The organism is Rhizobium mesosinicum, from assembly GCF_019511345.1.
In the GTDB taxonomy this organism is placed as follows: Bacteria; Pseudomonadota; Alphaproteobacteria; order Rhizobiales; family Rhizobiaceae; genus Rhizobium; species Rhizobium mesosinicum.
Window position 1 is genome coordinate 18951 of the sequence record NZ_JAEUAK010000014.1, and the last position, 19279, is coordinate 38229.

Genomic DNA, 19279 nt, shown 5'->3' on the forward strand with positions numbered 1-19279 from the left:
TACGTTTGTTTCATTTGTTGCGTTTATTTCGATTAGTGAGTGACACAAGTGCGAGGTGGTGGTATCAATGATTTGCGCGAAATCCACCACCTTCGCGAACACCACAGGAGATTGAGATGCTTGCACTCATGGACCAGACGCGTGAGCCGTTTGTTGCTGATGAGGCTGAAGCGGTGATTGCACGAAAAGCTGCCGACAAATTAAAAGCTGTAGCAGAAGCAAATGAAGGCGTAAAAATCACAGTAGATGGCAAAGAAGACAAGAAGATAATTGTCCCTCTGCCAGCCCGTGCTGTAGCACTCATATATGAAGTTCTGGAGGCAATGGCGAATAGAACGCCAATGTCTCTTATTCCACACGATGCAGAGCTTACCACTCAACAGGCTGCAGACTACTTAAACGTGTCTCGCCCTCACTTGATACGTCAACTTGAAGCTAACAAACTTCAGTATCGCAAAGTTGGGAGCCATCGAAGGGTGAGATTTGCAGATCTGATAGACTACGAAAAAGAGTGCAGGCGCGAGCAGAAGCAGGCGCTTGTAGATCTAAATGACGAAGCGAAACGGCTTGGGCTTGAATGATTTCGACTTTCACCGCGTTCATTGACGCGAACGTGTTTTACGGCGCGAGGCTGCGAAGCCTCGTGCTTTTTGTTGCGCAGTCAAAAATTTTCAGAGCCCGCTGGTCTAATGAAGTGCACGACGAATGGGTTCGCAACCTCATCAAGAACCGGCCAGATTTGAAGGAGAGTGATCTCGATCGCACCAGGCAACTGATGAATGCAGCTGTGCCGGACTGCCTTGTTGAGGGCTACGAGCCATTAATCGCGGGGCTAAAGCTTCCTGATGAAAATGATCGTCACGTTCTCGCGGCGGCTATACTGACACGAGCAAACGTGATCGTCACCTTCAATGAAAAAGACTTCCCGGAGGAGGTGGTCTCGAAGTTCAGGCTACATACGAAACACCCTGATGACTTTCTGGTTGAAGCATACAGCCTCTCGCCTGCTGACTTCGCCGAAGCTGTCCGAAATGATTTCACCCATTACGGGAGTCCGCCCCTGGTCTACGAGGAGTATTTGGAAAGCCTCGCGAGGGCCGGAGTGCCCCAAATCGCCAAAATTCTTGAGCCGTTTAAAGTTCTTATGCCTTCCGATGGCAACGGAGGAGCCTAGCCTTTAAGACACTCCGCAGTGAGATCCACCTGGCGACAGAGACAGTCGTGCCGAGAGTGTGGCCCTCTCCATGCCCGACAATGAGATCTACGACGGAGTCAAACAAGCAGATCGCGGAAAGCCTTATGGCCAAGCGTTCTAATGGCGGAGAGGGTGGGATTTGAACCCACGATACCCTTGCAGGTATGCCGCATTTCGAGTGCGGTGCATTCGACCACTCTGCCACCTCTCCGCGGTCTTGGTCGGCGCTTGTTCGGCGCGGGCGTTCTCATAACGAGCAAATGACAGGCTGGCAAGCCGAAATCTCAAGCTTTTCCATCCTTTTGCCTTGACACCTTTTTGTCACTCGCGTATCCCGCTTTCGCAATAGGAGTGGAGTAATCCGCGCCTTGCCCGCCTCGCGCTCGCGTGGGGTTTCACCGGCAGACCAGAGTTCCGGGCTAGTTCCCTGAAATCCCTGCTTAACTTCGACTGATAAAAAGACAGCCACCTGCGCTTTGCGGGGAGAGCTGGATCGAACATGAAAGGATAAAATAATGTTCGCAGTCATCAAGACCGGCGGTAAGCAGTACCGTGTGGCAGCCAATGACGTGCTGACCATCGAGAAGCTTGAAGCCTCCGCTGGCGACTCCATTGAATTCACCGAAGTCCTCGTGATCGGCGAAGGCGCCGACGCAGCGATCGGTGCGCCCTTCGTAGCCGGCGCCTCCGTCAAGGCGGAAGTCGTCGACCAGACCCGCGGCAAGAAGGTCATCGCCTTCAAGAAGCGTCGTCGTCAGAATTCGAAGCGTTCGCGCGGCCATCGCCAGCATCACACGGTTGTCCGTATCACGGACATCGTGGCCGCCAAGTAAGATCAACGGGTTTCAGGTTTAAAGGAGAACTCCAATGGCACATAAAAAAGCTGGCGGTTCCTCGCGTAACGGTCGCGATTCCGAATCCAAGCGCCTCGGCGTGAAGAAGTTCGGCGGCGAGAACGTCGTAGCTGGCAACATCATCGTTCGCCAGCGCGGAACCCAGTGGCATCCCGGCGCCAATGTCGGCCTCGGCAAGGATCACACCATTTTTGCGCTTACGGCTGGCAATGTGGACTACCGAACGAAGGCCAATGGTCGCGTCTACGTGTCTGTAATGCCGAAAGCGGAAGCAGCGGAATAAGCCGGTAGCGCTCAAAAACAGCCGGCGTCTCATCGACCCGGCTGACCGTACCAGGTTCAGTCCAGAAAACAGGGGAGATGGGGCGCCATCTCCCCTTTTTCTTTGTCCAAACAGGAGGACTGAACATGCAAGGCGAATTGATAAGGGTCGACCAATCACGGTCAACCCGGGAAGACCAGCGGTCTTCCACGGAACGGCTGAGGCCGGAGCGGTTAAGGACCGATTGCCCTGTCTTACTATCGGAACGGCTCGTCATGCGCGCGCCCCACGAGGAAGACATTGACGCCCTTGCCCATCTCGCCAACAACGCCAAAGTCGCCACCATGGTATCGCGTATGCCGCACCCCTATACCGCCAATGATGCCGCCGACTTTGTTTGGCGTACGCGAAATGGCGAGATTGGCAAGTGCGTCTATGCCATCACCAAGGCCGAAAACGGCGCCTTCATGGGCTGCTGCGGAGTAGAGCCGCATACCGACGAAAAGACCGTCGAGATCGGCTATTGGCTGGGTGAACCCTATTGGAACCAGGGTTATATGACCGAGGCCTGCCATGCACTCGTCGACATGGTGTTCAGGACGCGGCAGCAGGTCGAGCAGATCGACGCGCGTTGCCGGGTCATGAACGTCGCCTCGCGCCGCGTCATCCAGAAATGCGGCTTCCAGTTCCAGGGATCCGGTCTTGCCGCATCGCTGGCGCTCGGCAGCAACGTGCCGGTCGAATGGTACCGGCTCGACCGCAAGACCTGGATATCGCTGAGAAGCTGGGGGGTAATCTCATGAGTCCGGTTACCCTTCAGCGGCCCAAGAGCAAGCCCATGATGCCCGGCCCTGCGCCGGTCATCACGACGGCAAGGCTGACGCTTCGCCCGCACAGGCTGAGTGACGCTCCGGCGATTGCGGAATCACTTTCCGATTTCGCGGTCACCCGCATGCTGGCCCGCGTTCCTGCCCCCTACGACCGGCAGGATGCGCTGGATTGGCTGATCCCGGTCACGTCGGGCGTCATGCCTGACTGGAGCCTGGCGATCACCGGCAGCGATGATGTTCATATCGGCAATGTGTCGATCGAACTCCGTCACGGCCGTTGGCACCTCGGTTACTGGCTGAACCGCTACTACTGGCAGCGCGGCTACATGAGCGAGGCGGCGGAAGCAGCGCTGGAGCGTTTCTCGCAGCGCATGCCTGACATTCCCGTTCATTCGGGCGTCTTTGCCGACAATCCTGCATCGCTCCGGCTGCAGGAAAAGCTCGGTTTCCGGATGACCGGCTGCAGCGAAATCTACTCTTTCGCCCGCAATACGATGGTCGCCCATATCGAAACCGTGCTGCAGCCCGGCGCGCTGCAGCAGCAGAAGGTGGCCTGATACAAGAAAGGACGCCGCCTAAACCGCGGAGTCCTTTCAATCGCCGATCTCGACCCGCAGGGGAAAATGGTCGGAACCCAGAGAATTCGTATCAATGACAGCTGATTTCAACCGGTCCTTGAGGCCGCAACTGACGAAACAGTAATCGATATGCATGCGTCTGCCGTGATCTTCCGGATCCATCCAGCTGTAGCTGCCGGGCCTGTAGGCGCCAAGCGCCGCAAAAGCGTCGATCGGCGTGCCGATCCGCGCCGTACGGCCGTAAAACCCGTCAAAAGCGCCAGCAAAAGTGCGATATTCCGGCGATTCCGGCTCCATATTGAAATCGCCCATGATCACGTAATCCTCCGGCAGCGGCGGCTCAGGAAGCCCGAGTTCGCTGGCTCCGGTCAGCGACGCGCCTTCCTGAATGAACGCATTGATGCGGTCGCTGAGATAGTGGAGCTGCGCAATGCGCTCGTCGATCGAAACGTGGTCGAGATGAACGGAATAGACGCGGAGAGCACCCTCAGGTGTGGCAATGACGGCTTCCGTCGCGCCGCGCTGCAAATTGAGTTTGTCGACCGTACGGCTGCGCGGCAGAAGCAACGTTCTCACCGACAAGATAGGCCAGCGCGACAGGACCATATTGCCGAACTGGAAACGCGTGCCGCGCGGCAGGGGATTTTGACCCTCCGGCGCCTCGACATGGATGTCGCAGGCCGGCCCATAAACCCAGAAATGGTCGGGAAACAAGGCCGCGATGATGGCGGGCATGTCGGCATAATCGTTGCGGGCGAAACCTCTCGTCACCTCCTGCAGGGCGATGACATCAGCGCCTTCAAGACTTTCGGCGATGCGTTCCGGATCGTATCTGCCATCGAGACCGAAGCCGTACTGTATGTTATAGCTCGCAAAAATCACGATATTCTTTGACCTCCGCCTGAACCGCCTATATCGAGTGGGCCAAGAGGGGTCGCCCAAACGCACCGAGTACTGGAAGTAAAATGAAATTTCTCGATGAAGCAAAGGTCTATATCCGGTCGGGTGATGGCGGCGCGGGCAGCGTTTCCTTCCGCCGTGAGAAATTCATCGAGTTCGGCGGGCCTGACGGAGGCGACGGCGGACGCGGCGGCGATGTTTGGGTCGAGGCCGTCAATGGCCTCAACACGCTGATCGATTTCCGCTACCAGCAGCACTTCAAGGCGAAGGTCGGCATGCACGGCATGGGCAAGAACCGCACCGGCGCCAATGGCGACGACGTGACGCTCAAGGTTCCCGTCGGCACACAGATCTTCGAAGAGGATCAGGAAACCCTCATCTGCGACCTGACCGAGGAAGGCCAACGCTTCTGCCTCGCGAAAGGCGGCAACGGCGGTTTCGGCAATGCTCACTTCAAGTCTTCGGTCAATCAGGCGCCGGACTGGGCCAATCCCGGACTTGAGGGCGAAGAAAAGACCATCTGGCTGCATCTGAAGCTGATTGCCGATGCCGGCCTCGTCGGCCTGCCGAATGCCGGCAAATCGACCTTCCTCGCTTCGGTCACGCGCGCGCGTCCGAAGATAGCCAACTATCCTTTTACGACGCTGCACCCCAACCTCGGTGTCGCGACCATCGACAGCCAAGAGTTCATCCTTGCCGACATTCCCGGTCTCATCGAAGGCGCGCATGAGGGCGTGGGCATCGGCGACCGCTTCCTGGGCCATGTCGAGCGCACGCGCGTACTGCTGCATCTGGTCTCTGCCCAGGAGGAAAAGGTCGGCAAGGCCTACAAGACGGTGAAGCACGAGCTCGAAGCCTATGGCAACGACCTCGTCGACAAGCCGGAAATCGTCGCGCTCTCGCAGATCGACGTGCTCGACGATGCGACCCTGAAGAAAAAGGCGAAGGAACTCGCCAAGGCCTGCGGCAAGACGCCGTTCCTGATCTCGGCCGTCACCGGCAAGGGAATGACGGAGGTGCTGCGCGCGCTGCGCGACATCATCGTCGAAGCCAATACCGAGGAAAAGCCGGCCAAGACGCCAAAACTGCGCCATCGCGACATGATCCTCACCGACGAGGACGAGAGCGATGAGTAGCCGCAAACCGCTGGATCGCTACCGACGGATCGTCATCAAGATCGGTTCGGCCTTGCTGGTGGATCGCAAGACCGGCCTGAAGAAAGCCTGGCTCGACGCCATGTGCGCCGATATTGCGGCACTGAAGTCCAAAGGCGTCGATATCCTTGTTGTATCGTCAGGCGCTATCGCGCTCGGCCGCTCGGTGCTCGATCTTCCCTCCGGCGCCTTGAAGCTGGAGGAAAGCCAGGCGGCAGCGGCCGTCGGTCAGATCGCGCTTGCCCGCGCCTGGTCGGAAAGCCTTTCGCGCGATGAGATCGTCGCCGGCCAAATCCTGCTGACCTTGGGCGATACCGAAGAGCGACGCCGTTACCTCAACGCCCGCGCCACCATCAGTCAGCTTCTGAAGATCGGCGCCGTGCCGATCATCAACGAGAACGACACGGTCGCAACCAGCGAAATCCGCTATGGTGATAACGATCGTCTGGCCGCCCGCGTCGCCACCATGACCGGCGCCGATCTGCTGATCCTTCTCTCCGATATAGACGGTCTCTACACCGCTCCGCCGCATCTCGATCCGGATGCGCAATTCCTGGAAACCGTTGCGGAAATCACCCCCGAGATCGAAGCCATGGCCGGTGGCGCGGCCTCCGAACTCTCACGCGGCGGCATGCGCACCAAGATCGATGCCGGCAAGATCGCGACGACTTCGGGCTGCGCCATGATCATCGCGTCGGGCAAGACGGAAAGCCCGCTTTCGGCAATCGAAAACGGTGCGCGCTCCTCCTGGTTTGCGCCTTCGGGCACGCCTGTGACTGCCCGCAAGACCTGGATTGCCGGACAGCTTCAGCCTGCCGGCATGCTGCATCTCGATGAGGGTGCCGTCACAGCACTCGGCGCCGGCAAGAGCCTGCTGCCCGCCGGCGTGCGCAGCATCTCCGGCAATTTCGCCCGAGGCGATACAGTTGCGATCATTGCCCCCTCCGGCCGCGAGATCGCCCGCGGGCTGGTCAGCTACGACGCAGAGGAAGCCCGCCAGATCGCCGGCCGCAAATCGGCTGACATCGAGGCGATCCTCGGTTACCCCGGCCGCGCCGCCATGGTCCATCGCGATGACATGGTCATGACGGCGCAGATCGGTTCGAAATCGGAAAGGCAGAAGAAGGACGCAAGCTATGCCTGATGCAGTTGCGCTAAGCCCTGACATTGACGTGCTGATGAACGACATCGGCCGCAAGGCCAAGGCCGCCGCGCGACCGTTGGGTTTTGCTTCCACCGAGGCTAAAAACAAGGCTCTGAACGCCATGGCGGACGCCATCCTGGCGAACAAAGCCCATATCCTTTCGGAGAATGCCAAGGATTTGAAGGATGTGGAGGGCACGGACATGCTCGCCTCATTCATCGACCGCCTGACGCTGAACGACAAGCGCGTCACGGAAATGGCCGAGGGCATCCGCGCAATCGCTGCTCTTGCCGACCCCGTGGGTGAAGTCATCGCCGCCTGGGATCGCCCGAATGGCCTGAAGATCGAGCGTGTCCGCACGCCACTCGGCGTCATCGGCGTCATCTTCGAAAGCCGGCCGAACGTCACGGCCGATGCCGGTGCGCTCTGCCTGAAGGCCGGCAATGCGGTGATCCTGCGCTGCGGTTCGGATTCGCGCCGTTCCTCGGCTGCGATCCATGCCTGCATGGTCGAGGGCCTGAAGGCAGCCGGCCTGCCGGAACATGCGATCCAGCTTGTACCCGTGACCGATCGCGCCGCCGTCGGCGCTATGCTGCGCGGGCTTGATGGCGCAATCGACGTCATCGTGCCGCGTGGCGGCAAGAGCCTCGTTGCTCGCGTCCAGAGCGAGGCACGCGTACCGGTTTTCGCCCATCTCGAAGGCCTCTGCCATATCTATGTCGACGCCTCCGCCGATCTCGAAATGGCAAAAAAAATCATCGTCAATGCCAAGATGCGCCGCACCGGCGTCTGCGGCGCGGCTGAAACGCTGCTGGTAGACAGTGCTGCCACCGGCACGCATCTGGCACCGTTGCTCGAGGTTCTGACTGAAGCCGGCTGCGAGGTTCGCGGTTCGGCCGCGGTTCTCAACGTAGTATCCGGCCTGAAGCCTGCGACCGAAGAAGACTGGTCGACCGAATATCTGGACGCGATCATTTCCGTTGCCGTCGTCGACGGCGTTTCCGGCGCGATCGGCCATATCCAGAAATATTCGTCGAACCATACCGAAGCCGTGCTTGCCGAAGACCCTGAAGTCGTCGCACGCTTCTTTACGGAGATCGACTCGGCCATTCTGCTGCACAACGCCTCCACCCAGTTTGCCGATGGCGGCGAATTCGGCATGGGCGCGGAGATCGGCATCGCTACCGGCAAGATGCATGCGCGCGGCCCGGTTGGCGTCGAGCAGCTCACCTCCTTCAAGTACCGCGTTCGCGGCAACGGACAGACGCGGCCCTGACGTGACCACAGAGCATGTAGACCGGCGCTATCTCCGCATGCCGCATAGCGAACGCGGCATGATCGTCGGTCTGTTCGGCGGCTCGTTCAATCCGCCGCATGAGGGCCATGCACTGGTCGCCGAAATCGCCATCCGCCGCCTGGGGCTGGATCAGCTCTGGTGGATGGTGACCCCAGGCAATCCGCTGAAAAGCCGCAATTATCTGGCACCCCTTGCGGAGCGTATAGCACGCAGCGAAGCGATCGCCACCGACCCGCATATCAAGGTCACCGCCTTCGAGCAGGCATTTGGCGTAAGCTATACGGCCAATACGCTTTCCCGGGTCAAGGCGCGCAATCCGCATGTGCATTTCATCTGGATCATGGGCGCCGACAGCCTGGAGAATTTCCACCGCTGGCAGAAATGGCAGAATATCGCTCGGACCTTTCCGATCGCGGTTATCGACAGGCCAGGCTCGACGCTCTCCTACCTGTCCTCGAAAATGGCGAAGACCTTTGCTTTTGCCCGCATCGACGAGGATGATGCCCGTATTCTCTGGAAAAAACCGGCGCCCGCCTGGACCTTCATTCACGGTCCGCGCTCGACTTTGAGCTCGACAGCCATCCGTAACAGCGATCAGCACAAGGCCGCGGAATAAATCGGATTGTTTGAAAGTTCCCAGAAATGAAAAGCCCGACGCGGGAGGAGGTGCGTCGGGCTTAAAACTTGATCGACAACTGGGAGGAGGAGTGTTGTCGATCCATCGGACGGCTATGGGAGGAGGAGAAGCCGTCGGATGATTATCTTTTAGCACATTTGTTCAGAAGGTGAATATAGGCTGGTGCATTGCAGCAATGCGTGCAATGCAAGTCTTCGCGTAACAATACCGCCTTCGCTGCCAATTTAATCAGCAAAAACAGGTTGATCCAAACTGACTCGTCGGATCTCTTGTCATTTGTCAGGTAGAAGCGCCGCATTTTTTCCTCGCGAGCTCTTGGATCGAGGAGAGCCATGCAACGCACGAATGCGTGAAGAGCGGGCCGTGGAAACCTGGCGCTGGCGCCGTTATGTTTTATCAAATACAACTCTAGCCAGGGCCTGCGCGCCGTTATATTCGTCTAAATATTTCGAATCCGGAAAGAAGAAATTATGCAGAGCCGCCGCCACTGGATGAAACTGGCAACCGCCGCAATCTCGGCCATTTGGCTTGGCGCAGCAGCGCTTTCGACGCCTGCCGCAGCCGCTGAAAAGGTGACCGTCTTTGCCGCTGCAAGCCTCAAAAATGCGCTTGATGCGGCCAACGCCGCCTGGGCCGAGGAAAGCGGCAAGGAAGCCGTTGTTTCCTACGCGGCAAGCGGCGCACTGGCAAAGCAGATCGAGAATGGAGCCCCGGCTGACGTCTTTATTTCTGCCGACCTGAACTGGATGGACTATGTCGCCGATAAAAAGCTGATCAAGGCGGACACACGCTCCAACTTGCTCGGGAACCGCCTCGTTCTGGTCGCTGAAAACGGCAACCGGAAGCCGGTTGAAATTAAGGCGGGGTTCGATCTCGCCGGCCTCCTCGGCGACGGCAAGCTAGCCATGGGCGAGCCGAAGTCGGTTCCGGCCGGCAAGTATGGCCAAACAGCGCTCGACAAGCTCGGCGTCTGGAAGTCCGTCGAGACCAAGGTTGCCTATTCGGAAAGCGTGCGTGCAGCCCTTGCCCTCGTTTCCCGCGGCGAAGCGCCTTACGGCATCGTCTATCAGACCGATGCGGCCGCCGATAAGGGCGTCGCGATCGTCGGCACCTTCCCGGCCGACTCTCACCCGCCGATCATCTATCCGATCGCCCTGCTTGCCGAAAGCAAGAACCCGGATGCCGCTGCCTATCTCGACTTCCTGAAGTCCGGCAAGGCTGCCCCCTTCTTCACGGCTCAGGGTTTCACCATCCTGAAATAATTGCGCAATCAGCGCCCAGAGCTTAGCGTGAAGGCTCGCTTCGGCGGCCTTCACTGTTTCGGAGACGATGACGTTTGGATATGTTCGGCTTGCGCGATGAGGAATGGACGGCGATCCTGCTGAGCCTGCGCATTTCCTTGGTCGCTATGGTGGCGAGCCTGCCGCCCGGCATCCTCGTCGCCTTGCTGCTTGCCCGCGGCCGCTTCTGGGGAAAGTCCGTCCTGAACGGCATCGTCCACCTGCCGCTGATCCTGCCGCCAGTCGTTACCGGCTTCATCCTCCTCATCCTTTTCGGCCGCCGCGGCCCGATCGGCAGCCTGCTGGATCAATATCTGGGCATCGTATTGTCCTTTCGCTGGACGGGCGCGGCGCTTGCCTGCGGCGTCATGGGTTTCCCGCTGATGGTGCGCAGCATCCGCCTCTCCATCGAAGCCGTCGACCGCAAGCTGGAGGAAGCTGCCGGAACCCTCGGCGCGAACCCGGCTATGGTCTTCCTGACCGTCACGCTGCCGCTGATCATTCCCGGTGTCATTGTCGGCATGATCCTCTGTTTTGCCAAGGCGATGGGCGAGTTCGGCGCCACCATCACCTTCGTCTCCAATATCCCGGGCGAAACGCAGACTCTCTCGACCGCCATCTATACCTTTACCCAGGTGCCGGATGGTGACGCCATTGCCGTGCGGCTCACTCTCATTTCCATCGCCATTTCCATGCTGGCCCTGCTCGCTTCGGAATTTCTCGCCTATCTCGCCGGCCGGAGGATCGATCCGGAATGACGCTCATCGTCGAAGCAAGACATCGCCTCGGCGCCTTCGGGCTCGATGCCACCTTCACCTCTGAACGCGGCGTGACCGCGCTCTTCGGTCGTTCCGGCTCAGGCAAGACCTCCGTGATCCGCATCATTGCCGGCCTCATCCGACCGACTGAAGGCCGGGTGCTGCTCGACGGCGAGGCGTTGACGGATACGGCAAAGGGCATCTTCGTTCCCCGGCACCGCCGCCGTTTCGGCTACGTCTTCCAGGAGGCGCGGCTTTTTCCGCATTTGAGCGTCAAGGCAAACCTCTCCTATGGCCGCTGGTTCACACCGAAATCCCCACGCATTGAAAATTTCGATCGTGTCGTCGACCTGCTCGATATCGGCCAGTTGCTCGCCCGCAGCCCTTCAAAGCTGTCGGGGGGCGAAAAGCAGCGTGTCGCAATCGGTCGCGCACTGCTTTCTTCGCCGCGTCTGCTCCTCATGGACGAGCCCTTGGCCGCATTGGACGAAGCCCGCAAGGCCGAGATTCTGCCCTATCTCGAGCGTCTGCGCGACGAGATGGATATTCCGATCGTCTATGTCAGCCATTCGATCTCCGAAGTCGCGCGCCTGGCAAATCGGATCGTCGTGATGCGTGACGGCAAGGTGGAAGCCGCAGGGCCCGCAACAGAGATCCTCAGCCGTTCGTCGCTGCTCCCGGAGAACCGAAAGGAAGCCGGTGCCGTTCTGGAAGGCACGGTCGAAAATATCGATTTGGCCAATCGAATTTCTACGGTGCTGCTGAAGGCGGGCAGGCTCTATGTTCCGGGTGCCGCGCCGGCCATAGGCAGGCCCGTGCGCATCCACATCCCCGCCCGAGACGTGATGCTGGCGACACGCAAGCCGGAAGGGCTGAGCGCGCTCAACATTCTGGAAGGAACCGTCACGCAGGTTTCGCCAGCGGAGGATGGAACCGTCGAGATCCGCCTCGATTGCACCGGCGAGGCCATTCTCTCGCGTATCACCGCGCTGTCCTGCGAGCGCCTGGGACTATATCAGGGCATGCCGGCTTTCGCCGTTATCAAGACCGTGGCGCTGGAAGCCTGATCAGCGCCGCCCGTCCGGCTGCGGATTACGGTTGTTTTCCAGCCAGGCGAGATCATCGGCAAGGCTGGTGCGTACCGTCTTTTCCATGTCGCGAAAGCGCGCCAGCAGTTGCTCCCCGAACGGCGTCAGCGCCGCGCCGCCGCCCTTCTGGCCGCCGCGCTGCGATTCCACCACCTGCGACTTGAACATGCGGTTCATCTCGGCAACCAGCATCCACGCACGACGATAGGACATGTCCATTGCGCGGCCGGCCGCCGAGATCGAACCTGTCTCGCGGATATGCTCGAGCAGCTCCATCTTGCCGTGGCCGAGGCGATCGTCATCGGGAAAAGTGATTCGCAGGACGGGGGCGAGCGGGATTTTGGTAGTTTTGGTCATTTCGGTCGGCATTTGCGGGAAATCATCGGCACTTTACGCCCTACCGCAAACGCTGTACACAGCCCCTCCATCTCGACCGAGGGTCGAAATCTCGATTTCGTGACGCCAAATGCGGCTTTCCGCCGTTCGCGCGCTGCGCCGCGTCTTGAAACGTTAATGGTTTGATGCCTATCTTAACCATGATCCGGTTGTACCGGATCCGTGTTGTGCATGGTTTGTCATTCCAGGAAAGGGAAAGCACTGACAACAGTACACGCCAAGGGAAAAACGCTTGCCGTTATCCCGAAGGGTGCGGAACGTGGCGCCGATGCCGCCGCCCGTGCTCTGGAAGCCGTCCTCGCAAGCCTCGAGGACTCCAAAGCTGAAGATATCGTCACCATCAACATTGCCGGAAAATCGGCGCTGGGAGACTACATGGTGGTCGTCTCCGGCCGCTCGAACAGGCATGTCATGGCGATCGCCGATCATCTTCTCACCGATCTCAAGGACGAGGGCTTCGGTACAGCCCGCGTCGAAGGTCAGGAAGGTGGTGATTGGATCCTGATCGACACCGGTGACATCATCGTGCATGTGTTCCGTCCCGAAATTCGCGAGTTCTACAACATCGAAAAGATGTGGGCGGCTCCGGATATGGACGAAGAAACGCGGCACTGACAGGCAGCCTGGCATTCGCCCGGTGCCTGAGACGTGGTAACTGACCGGGCCGGCTTTCGATGGCTGGCCGGGAAGTCCACATTGCGCTTCCAGAGCGCGGCGTAGCAGGAGCGGACGAATGCGGATTGGTCTTTTTGCGGTGGGACGGCTGAAGTCCGGCCCCGAAAAGGATCTTGCGGCCCGCTATTTCGACCGTTTTGCCAAGGCCGGTCCTGCGGTCGGGCTGGAGTTTTCTCGTATCGCCGAAGTCGCCGAAAGCCGCGCCTCCAATGCGGAAACCCGCAAGCGCGAGGAAGCGGCCATGCTGGCGAAATCCCTCTCCGAAGGCAGCGTCCTCATTCTCCTCGACGAACGCGGCAAGGCGCTGGACAGCGAAGCTTTCGCCAATCTTCTCGGCAGCTACCGCGATCAGGGCAAACGCGACCTCACGATCGCAATCGGCGGCGCCGATGGCCTTGATCCTTCTCTCTACGATCGCGCCGACATGACACTCTGCCTCGGCAAGATGACCTGGCCGCATCAGATCGTCCGCACGCTCATTGCCGAACAACTCTATCGGGCCGTGACCATCCTGTCCGGGCACCCTTATCATCGCGTCTGATGCAGCCCAAAACACTCACGCAGCCGTGTTTTGCCTCAGGGCCTCTTCTCCTTCAAACTTTCTGGCCAACAGGCCCAAATCAGCTTAGGTTCCGGGCGATTTGAACGAGTAAACCCCGACACGCATGACGAGAGCTGCCCCCAAGCGATCCCGCCTGTTCCTGCCGACCGTTGCCGCAGGGCTCGGTGCGGCCGTCATTGCCATTTCGGGAAACCCCTTTTCCGTGCAGGCGCAGGATGCGCCGCCGCCGCCAGCTGCAGCCGAACCGGCAGCCCCGGTCACACCAGCCGAACAGCCGCCGCCTGATCCCGCCGCCGAACTTGCGAAGAAGCGCGACGAGACGAGGGCCGAACTCGACAAGCTGTCGAAGACGATCAACCTCTCCTCTGACAAGGTGAGCGAGCTTCAAAGCAGCATCGACAACCTGGAAAAGAGCACGGCAAGCATTCGACAGGCACTGATCGATTCCGCCGCCCGTCGCAAAACCCTGGAAGGCAAGATTCTCGACAGCGAGAAGAAGCTCGCTGAGCTCGGCGTCAAGGAAGACGGCATCCGACGTTCGCTGCACGAGCGCCGCGGCCTTTTGGCCGAGGTTCTTGCCGCCTTGCAGCGCATGGGCCGTAACCCGCCGCCGGCCCTTCTCGTCACACCCGATGATGCGCTGGCTTCGGTCCGCAGCGCCATTCTGCTCGGCGCCGTGGTTCCTGGTATCCGCAAGGAGACCGAAAAGCTGGCGGCCGATCTCACCGATCTCGCGGCATTGCAGACGGCAAGCGCAAAAGAGAAGGAAGGCCTGACCACCACCATGGCAAATAGCCTGGAGGAGGAGCGGCGCATGGACCTGCTGCTTGCCGAAAACGACAAGCTGAGCCGCACCAATGCCGCCGAACTGGAAGCCGAAAGGCGGCGGTCCCAGGAACTGGCGAGCAAGGCAACGACGCTCGAAAGCCTCGTCGCCTCGATGGAAACGGAGATCGCCTCCGTGCGCGATGCCGCCGCTGCCGCCAGGCAGGCAGAGGAAAACCGCAAGCTCCTGACTGACGAGCAGCGCGCCCAGGCAAAGGCCTTGGCTGACAGCGGAGTGCCCGATAAAAACCGCATTGCGCCCGCATATCCCTTCGGAGAATTGAAGGCGAAACTGGAGCTGCCTGTGGCAGGCGATATTCTGCGCCAGTTCGGGGATGCCGATGGCACCGGACACGAGGCGATGGGAATGACGGTCGCGACCAATCCGGAAACGGTGATCACGGCCCCTGCTGACGGGCTGGTGGTTTTTGCCGGTGCTTTCCGCAGCTATGGCCAGATGATCATCCTTGATGCCGGCGACGGATACCACCTGGTTCTCTCAGGCATGGATACGATCAGCACCCGTCAGGGAAAATTCGTTTTCTCCGGCGAACCCCTGGCTGTGATGGGTGCGAAAAGAGTGGCAAGCGCAACCGCATTGGCGCTGGAAACAGATCGGCCAACGCTTTACATTGAGTTTCGAAAGGACGGTAAACCGGTCGATTCCCGACCGTGGTGGACCGCCAAAGACACTGGAAAGGCACGCAATGATTCGTAGGGCTTCTCTTGTTCTGGTCGGCGCACTGATGGGCGCGACCGCAATGAGCGTCATTTACTCCGCAGGCGTGCCTGCAGAGGCGGCGGGCGCATCGACCTATAAGGAGCTTTCGGTATTCGGTGACGTCTTCGAACGCGTGCGTGCACAATACGTAACGCCGCCTGCCGAGGACAAGCTGATCGAAAGCGCCATCAACGGCATGCTGTCCTCGCTCGATCCGCATTCCAGCTACATGAATGCGAAGGACGCCGAAGACATGCGCACCCAGACCAAGGGTGAGTTCGGCGGCCTCGGCATCGAAGTCACCATGGAAGACGAGCTCGTCAAGGTCATCACCCCGATCGACGACACGCCCGCTGCCAAGGCTGGCGTTCTGGCCGGCGACTATATTTCCGAGATCGACGGCCAGTCCGTCCGCGGCCTGAAGCTCGAAGACGCCGTCGAAAAGATGCGCGGCGCCGTCAACACGCCGATCAAGCTGACGCTCATCCGCAAGGGTGCCGACAAGCCGATCGAACTGACGATCGTGCGTGACGTCGTTGCCGTCCAGGCTGTGAAGTCGCGCGTCGAGGATGATGTCGGCTACCTGCGCGTCATCTCCTTCACCGAAAAGACCTATCCCGATCTCGAAAAGGCGATCACCAAGATCAAGGCGACCGTTCCGGCCGACAAGCTCAAGGGCTTCGTCCTTGACCTGCGTCTCAACCCGGGCGGTCTGCTCGATCAGGCGATCAATGTTTCCGACGCCTTCCTGCAGCGCGGCGAAGTCGTGTCCACCCGGGGCCGCAATCCGGACGAAACCCGCCGCTTCAATGCCGGCCCGGGCGATCTGACGGATGGCAAGCCGCTGATCGTCCTCATCAACGGCGGCTCGGCCTCGGCATCGGAAATCGTTGCCGGCGCCTTGCAGGATCTGCGCCGTGCCACCGTTCTCGGCACGCGTTCATTCGGCAAGGGCTCGGTGCAGACGATCATTCCGCTTGGCGAAAACGGCGCGCTGCGCCTGACGACGGCGCTTTACTACACGCCATCGGGCCGCTCGATCCAGGGGACCGGCATCACGCCTGACATCAAGGTGGAAGAGCCTCTTCCCGCCGATCTCCAGGGCAAGATGGTGACCGAAGGCGAATCCGCCCTGCGCGGCCATATCAAGGGCCAGAGCGAGACCGACGAAGGTTCGGGCTCGGTTGCCTATGTCCCGCCGGATCCGAAGGACGACGTCCAGCTCAACTACGCGCTCGACCTGCTGCGAGGCAAGAAGACCGATCCGTCATTCCCGCCGAACCCGGATAAGGCGGTCGTCGCCAAGTAATTCATCGATCTCAAGGCCGGGCAATACGCTTGGCCTTGAGACTTTCTGCTGTTTCCCGGTTTTGGAGTGGCAAGGAATTGGGAACGGACCTGCATGCACCCCTGGGCCGCAACCTCAAGGCCGCCCGCAAGCGCCCTGGCATATTGCGGATCGGGCAGATTGCTTCGAGTATCTGTCTTGTCGCGATTGGCGTCTTTTCCCTTTACACGGCATTTCGCAGTGATGGCCTTGAGCAATCGAAGCCTCCTGCGGCGCAGGACACGTCCCTCGCCCCGCCCACCGATACGATCCAGCAACCCCCGACAGGCAATCAGGCGGCAAACGGTATGCCGCGTTCGGAGCCGAACTCGGGCGCCAACGTGGAGCGCATGGTCACCGGGGATGGCTCTGTCGTTACCAGGTATAGCCCCCGATCCCGCGACGGCGGCCCGGTTCTGGTCGATGCCATGCAAATCGGCCAGGATCCCCGCATGGCGGCTATTCCCAATGACGACCTGCTCGAAGAGACGCCCTTCGGCCGGCTGCCGATCACAGGTCCCGATGGCCGGCGGCCGATGGATCAATATGCGCGGCCGTGGTCCGGCACGCGCGGCATCCGGATAGCGATCGTCCTGAGCGGCCTCGGTCTCAGCCAGACCGGCACGCAGCGGGCCATACAGCAACTGCCTGAGGAGATAACCTTCGCCTTTGCCGCCAGCGGCAACAGCCTGCAGCGCTGGATGCAGGATGCCCGCCGTGGCGGTCACGAAATATTGTTGCAGGTCCCGCTGGAGCCGTTCGATTACCCAGCTAACGATCCGGGACCCGATACCCTGCTGACCTCGAAGCCAGTGGCGCGCAACCTCGAAAGCCTGCATCGAGCGATGGGCGAGATCACCAACTATACCGGCGTGATGAACTATCTGGGCGGACGTTTCCTCTCCGATCCCAAGGCCTTGGAACCGGTCATGCGGGACATCGGCAAGCGCGGGCTGCTGTTCCTCGACGACGGCACTTCGGCGCAATCCAAGACCGCCGTGATCGCCAAGGGCACAGAGCTTCCCTACGCTTTCGCCGATATGCAACTCGACGGCCAGGTCGATGTGAACATCATCCTGCAGAAGCTCGATGAATTGGAGCGCATCGCCCGCCGCAACGGCCAGGCGATCGGCGTTGCCTCGGCCTTCGACGAGAGCATTGACGCGATCTCCAAATGGAGCGAGGAAGCGACCATGCGCGGCATCGAGATTGTCGGCGTCGCATCGCTCGTCAATGACCCCAAAAATCCCTGAGCGGAGAAAACCATGAGCCAGGCGACCGTAAAAGCTGAGGACCTGCCCTATCGTCCCTGCGTTGGTGTAATGATCCTCAACCGCGAAGGCCTCGTCTGGGCTGGCCGGCGGATTCCCGACGGCAATTCCGAATATGACGGTTCGCCCCAGCTCTGGCAGATGCCGCAGGGCGGCATCGACAAGGGCGAGGACCCGCTGGCGGCGGCTTATCGGGAGCTTTATGAGGAAACCGGGATCAAGACAGTAACCTTGCTTGCCGAGGCCAAGGACTGGATCAATTACGACCTTCCGCCACAACTGATCGGCATCGGGCTGAGGGGCAAATATCGCGGCCAGACGCAGCGCTGGTTCGCCTTCCGTTTTGAGGGTGACGAAAGCGAGATCGCCATCAGCCCGCCGCCTGGCGGTCATGAGCCGGAATTCGACGCCTGGGAATGGAAGCCGATGGAAGAGCTGCCCGGCCTGATCGTTCCCTTCAAGCGCGCCGTCTATGAACGGGTCGTGGCTGAGTTCAGCCGCCTCTCCAGCTTGACCCGGGAAGATTGAACAGCATAGGCCGAAGCATTCATCGATGCGTCCAAACGAAACCGGCCGCCCAAGAGGCGGCCGGCTGAGACGAGATTGTCGATGGCGCGTTATTCGGCTTCGTTGGCCGAGTCTGCGTTGAGCTGGCCGTACTTCGCTTCGCCGATCTTTTCGAGAAGGTCGAGCTGCGTTTCGAGGAAATCGATATGGCCTTCCTCGTCTGCCAGCAGCTCTTCGAAAAGCTTCATGGAAACATAGTCGCCGGCGTCATGACAGATATCGCGCGATTTCTTGTAGGCGGTGCGGGCGTCATATTCCCCGGCGAGATCGGCTTCCAGAACTTCCTTGACGTTCTGACCGATGCGCAGCGGCGCAAGCGTCTGTAGGTTGGGATGACCTTCGAGGAAGATGATGCGCGCGACCAGCCGGTCGGCATGATGCATTTCCTCGATCGATTCGGCGCGCTCCTTCTTGGCGAGCTTGGTGTAGCCCCAGTCCTCGAGAAGACGATAGTGAACCCAATACTGGTTGACCGCACCGAGCTCTAAAAATAGAGCCTCGTTAAGCCGCTCGATGACCTTTTTGTCGCCTTTCAATGTCCGCTCTCCTGTTTTCTTCATGGAATTTTCTCAGGCGCGACATGAAATCAAATATTTCCGATTCCGTCGAGTGGCGGCGGGCATGATAATCTTCGGTTGTCTGGATGATGATATCGACAACGTTCGGGAAACAACCGCAGCAGCGGCCGCGTTTGGCCATCGCGTGATAGACCTTCGCCGGCACGATAAGCTGCCAGCAATCTTCATCGAGAAGATTGTTGATGACGTCCCGGATTTCCTTGTCGGTTATGTAATTGCAACTGCAGACGAGCACGTCTTCATTTCCAAACATGACACTTACTATCGTGTTTTCTGCAAAAGAAGATAGGAACTGTCAAGAAAATTCGCCAGCGAATGCGTTCGTCGCCCCGCAGCCGAACGTCACATCCGGGTGAGCCTATTATCTAAGTCTTTGAGAA

General features: G+C 59.8%; 22 protein-coding genes, 1 tRNA gene and 1 pseudogene. 19 read left to right on the plus strand and 5 right to left on the minus strand.

Annotated features, from left to right (window positions below; all coding sequences use genetic code 11):
• The first annotated feature begins 116 nt into the window (after positions 1–116).
• Together JNB85_RS26675 and JNB85_RS26680 are read left to right on the plus strand one after the other, a co-directional pair.
• Positions 117–581 (plus strand): helix-turn-helix domain-containing protein, encoded by a 465-nt coding sequence (locus JNB85_RS26675; RefSeq protein ID WP_220337440.1) that lies wholly within the window; start codon positions 117–119, stop codon positions 579–581.
• Positions 578–1174 carry a PIN domain-containing protein gene (locus JNB85_RS26680; RefSeq protein ID WP_220337441.1) on the plus strand — a complete coding sequence of 199 codons (597 nt, stop codon included), beginning with the start codon at positions 578–580 and terminating at the stop codon, positions 1172–1174. The genes JNB85_RS26675 and JNB85_RS26680 overlap by 4 nt, the downstream gene beginning before the upstream one ends.
• Before the next feature lie 142 nt (positions 1175–1316).
• Here the strand turns inward: JNB85_RS26680 and JNB85_RS26685 are convergent.
• Positions 1317–1406: transfer RNA gene (locus JNB85_RS26685), tRNA-Ser, on the minus strand.
• Between the two features lie 304 nt (positions 1407–1710).
• Between JNB85_RS26685 and rplU the strand changes: the two genes are divergently transcribed.
• The 4 genes from rplU to JNB85_RS26705 all read left to right on the plus strand — a co-directional run bounded on the left by rplU (position 1711) and on the right by JNB85_RS26705 (position 3698).
• Entirely contained in the window at positions 1711–2028 is a 318-nt protein-coding gene (gene rplU / locus JNB85_RS26690; protein ID WP_007824851.1) for a 50S ribosomal protein L21, read from the plus strand.
• 34 nt (positions 2029–2062) lie between these two features.
• The gene (rpmA, locus tag JNB85_RS26695) at positions 2063–2332 is read left to right on the plus strand and encodes a 50S ribosomal protein L27 (protein WP_113429721.1); all 270 of its coding nucleotides are present in this window, start codon (positions 2063–2065) and stop codon (positions 2330–2332) included.
• 125 nt (positions 2333–2457) lie between these two features.
• Positions 2458–3114, plus strand: a complete 657-nt coding sequence (locus tag JNB85_RS26700) for a GNAT family N-acetyltransferase (protein WP_220337442.1) — start codon at positions 2458–2460, stop codon at positions 3112–3114.
• Positions 3111–3698: a GNAT family N-acetyltransferase gene (locus JNB85_RS26705; RefSeq protein ID WP_220337443.1), complete on the plus strand. Its 588-nt coding sequence runs from the start codon at positions 3111–3113 to the stop codon at positions 3696–3698. Before JNB85_RS26700 ends, JNB85_RS26705 begins: the two co-directional genes overlap by 4 nt.
• Before the next feature lie 36 nt (positions 3699–3734).
• Here JNB85_RS26705 and JNB85_RS26710 read toward each other — a convergent pair whose 3' ends face one another.
• The gene (locus JNB85_RS26710; protein WP_220337444.1) at positions 3735–4601 is read right to left on the minus strand and encodes an endonuclease/exonuclease/phosphatase family protein; all 867 of its coding nucleotides are present in this window, start codon (positions 4599–4601) and stop codon (positions 3735–3737) included.
• A gap of 83 nt (positions 4602–4684) precedes the next feature.
• Between JNB85_RS26710 and obgE the strand changes: the two genes are divergently transcribed.
• From obgE to modC, 7 genes are all read left to right on the plus strand, one after another.
• Positions 4685–5755, plus strand: coding sequence for a GTPase ObgE (gene obgE / locus JNB85_RS26715; RefSeq protein ID WP_220337445.1), 1071 nt, complete (start codon positions 4685–4687; stop codon positions 5753–5755).
• Entirely contained in the window at positions 5748–6917 is a 1170-nt protein-coding gene (proB, locus tag JNB85_RS26720; protein ID WP_220337446.1) for a glutamate 5-kinase, read from the plus strand. Before obgE ends, proB begins: the two co-directional genes overlap by 8 nt.
• Positions 6910–8193 carry a glutamate-5-semialdehyde dehydrogenase gene (locus JNB85_RS26725; RefSeq protein WP_220337447.1) on the plus strand — a complete coding sequence of 428 codons (1284 nt, stop codon included), beginning with the start codon at positions 6910–6912 and terminating at the stop codon, positions 8191–8193. The genes proB and JNB85_RS26725 overlap by 8 nt, the downstream gene beginning before the upstream one ends.
• Before the next feature lie 37 nt (positions 8194–8230).
• Complete coding sequence (locus JNB85_RS26730; protein WP_223216623.1) at positions 8231–8830, plus strand: nicotinate-nucleotide adenylyltransferase; 600 nt, start codon at positions 8231–8233, stop codon at positions 8828–8830.
• A gap of 491 nt (positions 8831–9321) precedes the next feature.
• The gene (modA, locus tag JNB85_RS26735; protein ID WP_220337449.1) at positions 9322–10113 is read left to right on the plus strand and encodes a molybdate ABC transporter substrate-binding protein; all 792 of its coding nucleotides are present in this window, start codon (positions 9322–9324) and stop codon (positions 10111–10113) included.
• A 74-nt stretch (positions 10114–10187) separates the two neighbouring features.
• Entirely contained in the window at positions 10188–10889 is a 702-nt protein-coding gene (gene modB / locus JNB85_RS26740) for a molybdate ABC transporter permease subunit (RefSeq protein ID WP_220337450.1), read from the plus strand.
• On the plus strand, positions 10886–11956 hold the full coding sequence (modC, locus tag JNB85_RS26745; protein WP_220337451.1) for a molybdenum ABC transporter ATP-binding protein: 1071 nt from the start codon (positions 10886–10888) through the stop codon (positions 11954–11956). The genes modB and modC overlap by 4 nt, the downstream gene beginning before the upstream one ends.
• Here modC and JNB85_RS26750 read toward each other — a convergent pair whose 3' ends face one another.
• Positions 11957–12334 (minus strand): winged helix-turn-helix domain-containing protein, encoded by a 378-nt coding sequence (locus JNB85_RS26750; RefSeq protein WP_220337452.1) that lies wholly within the window; start codon positions 12332–12334, stop codon positions 11957–11959. It abuts the gene before it with no gap.
• A gap of 210 nt (positions 12335–12544) precedes the next feature.
• Here JNB85_RS26750 and rsfS point away from each other — a divergent pair, with 210 nt between their 5' ends.
• The 6 genes from rsfS to JNB85_RS26780 all read left to right on the plus strand — a co-directional run bounded on the left by rsfS (position 12545) and on the right by JNB85_RS26780 (position 18282).
• Positions 12545–12988 (plus strand): ribosome silencing factor, encoded by a 444-nt coding sequence (gene rsfS, locus JNB85_RS26755; RefSeq protein ID WP_220337453.1) that lies wholly within the window; start codon positions 12545–12547, stop codon positions 12986–12988.
• A gap of 118 nt (positions 12989–13106) precedes the next feature.
• Positions 13107–13589 carry a 23S rRNA (pseudouridine(1915)-N(3))-methyltransferase RlmH gene (gene rlmH, locus JNB85_RS26760; protein ID WP_220337454.1) on the plus strand — a complete coding sequence of 161 codons (483 nt, stop codon included), beginning with the start codon at positions 13107–13109 and terminating at the stop codon, positions 13587–13589.
• Between the two features lie 154 nt (positions 13590–13743).
• Positions 13744–15153, plus strand: a complete 1410-nt coding sequence (locus JNB85_RS26765; RefSeq protein ID WP_220337546.1) for a murein hydrolase activator EnvC family protein — start codon at positions 13744–13746, stop codon at positions 15151–15153.
• The gene (locus tag JNB85_RS26770) at positions 15143–16465 is read left to right on the plus strand and encodes a S41 family peptidase (protein ID WP_183749760.1); all 1323 of its coding nucleotides are present in this window, start codon (positions 15143–15145) and stop codon (positions 16463–16465) included. The genes JNB85_RS26765 and JNB85_RS26770 overlap by 11 nt, the downstream gene beginning before the upstream one ends.
• 77 nt (positions 16466–16542) lie before the next feature.
• Positions 16543–17736, plus strand: a complete 1194-nt coding sequence (locus JNB85_RS26775; RefSeq protein ID WP_220337455.1) for a divergent polysaccharide deacetylase family protein — start codon at positions 16543–16545, stop codon at positions 17734–17736.
• A 12-nt stretch (positions 17737–17748) separates the two neighbouring features.
• The gene (locus tag JNB85_RS26780; RefSeq protein ID WP_220337456.1) at positions 17749–18282 is read left to right on the plus strand and encodes an RNA pyrophosphohydrolase; all 534 of its coding nucleotides are present in this window, start codon (positions 17749–17751) and stop codon (positions 18280–18282) included.
• An 89-nt stretch (positions 18283–18371) separates the two neighbouring features.
• On the opposite strand, the gene bfr is transcribed toward JNB85_RS26780, so the two are convergent.
• Both bfr and JNB85_RS30825 read right to left on the minus strand, forming a co-directional pair.
• Positions 18372–18857 carry a bacterioferritin gene (gene bfr / locus JNB85_RS26785; RefSeq protein WP_027512212.1) on the minus strand — a complete coding sequence of 162 codons (486 nt, stop codon included), beginning with the start codon at positions 18855–18857 and terminating at the stop codon, positions 18372–18374.
• A pseudogene (locus tag JNB85_RS30825) lies at positions 18823–19216 on the minus strand ((2Fe-2S)-binding protein). The gene bfr and the pseudogene JNB85_RS30825 overlap by 35 nt, the downstream one beginning before the upstream one ends.
• Positions 19217–19279 lie beyond the last annotated feature (63 nt).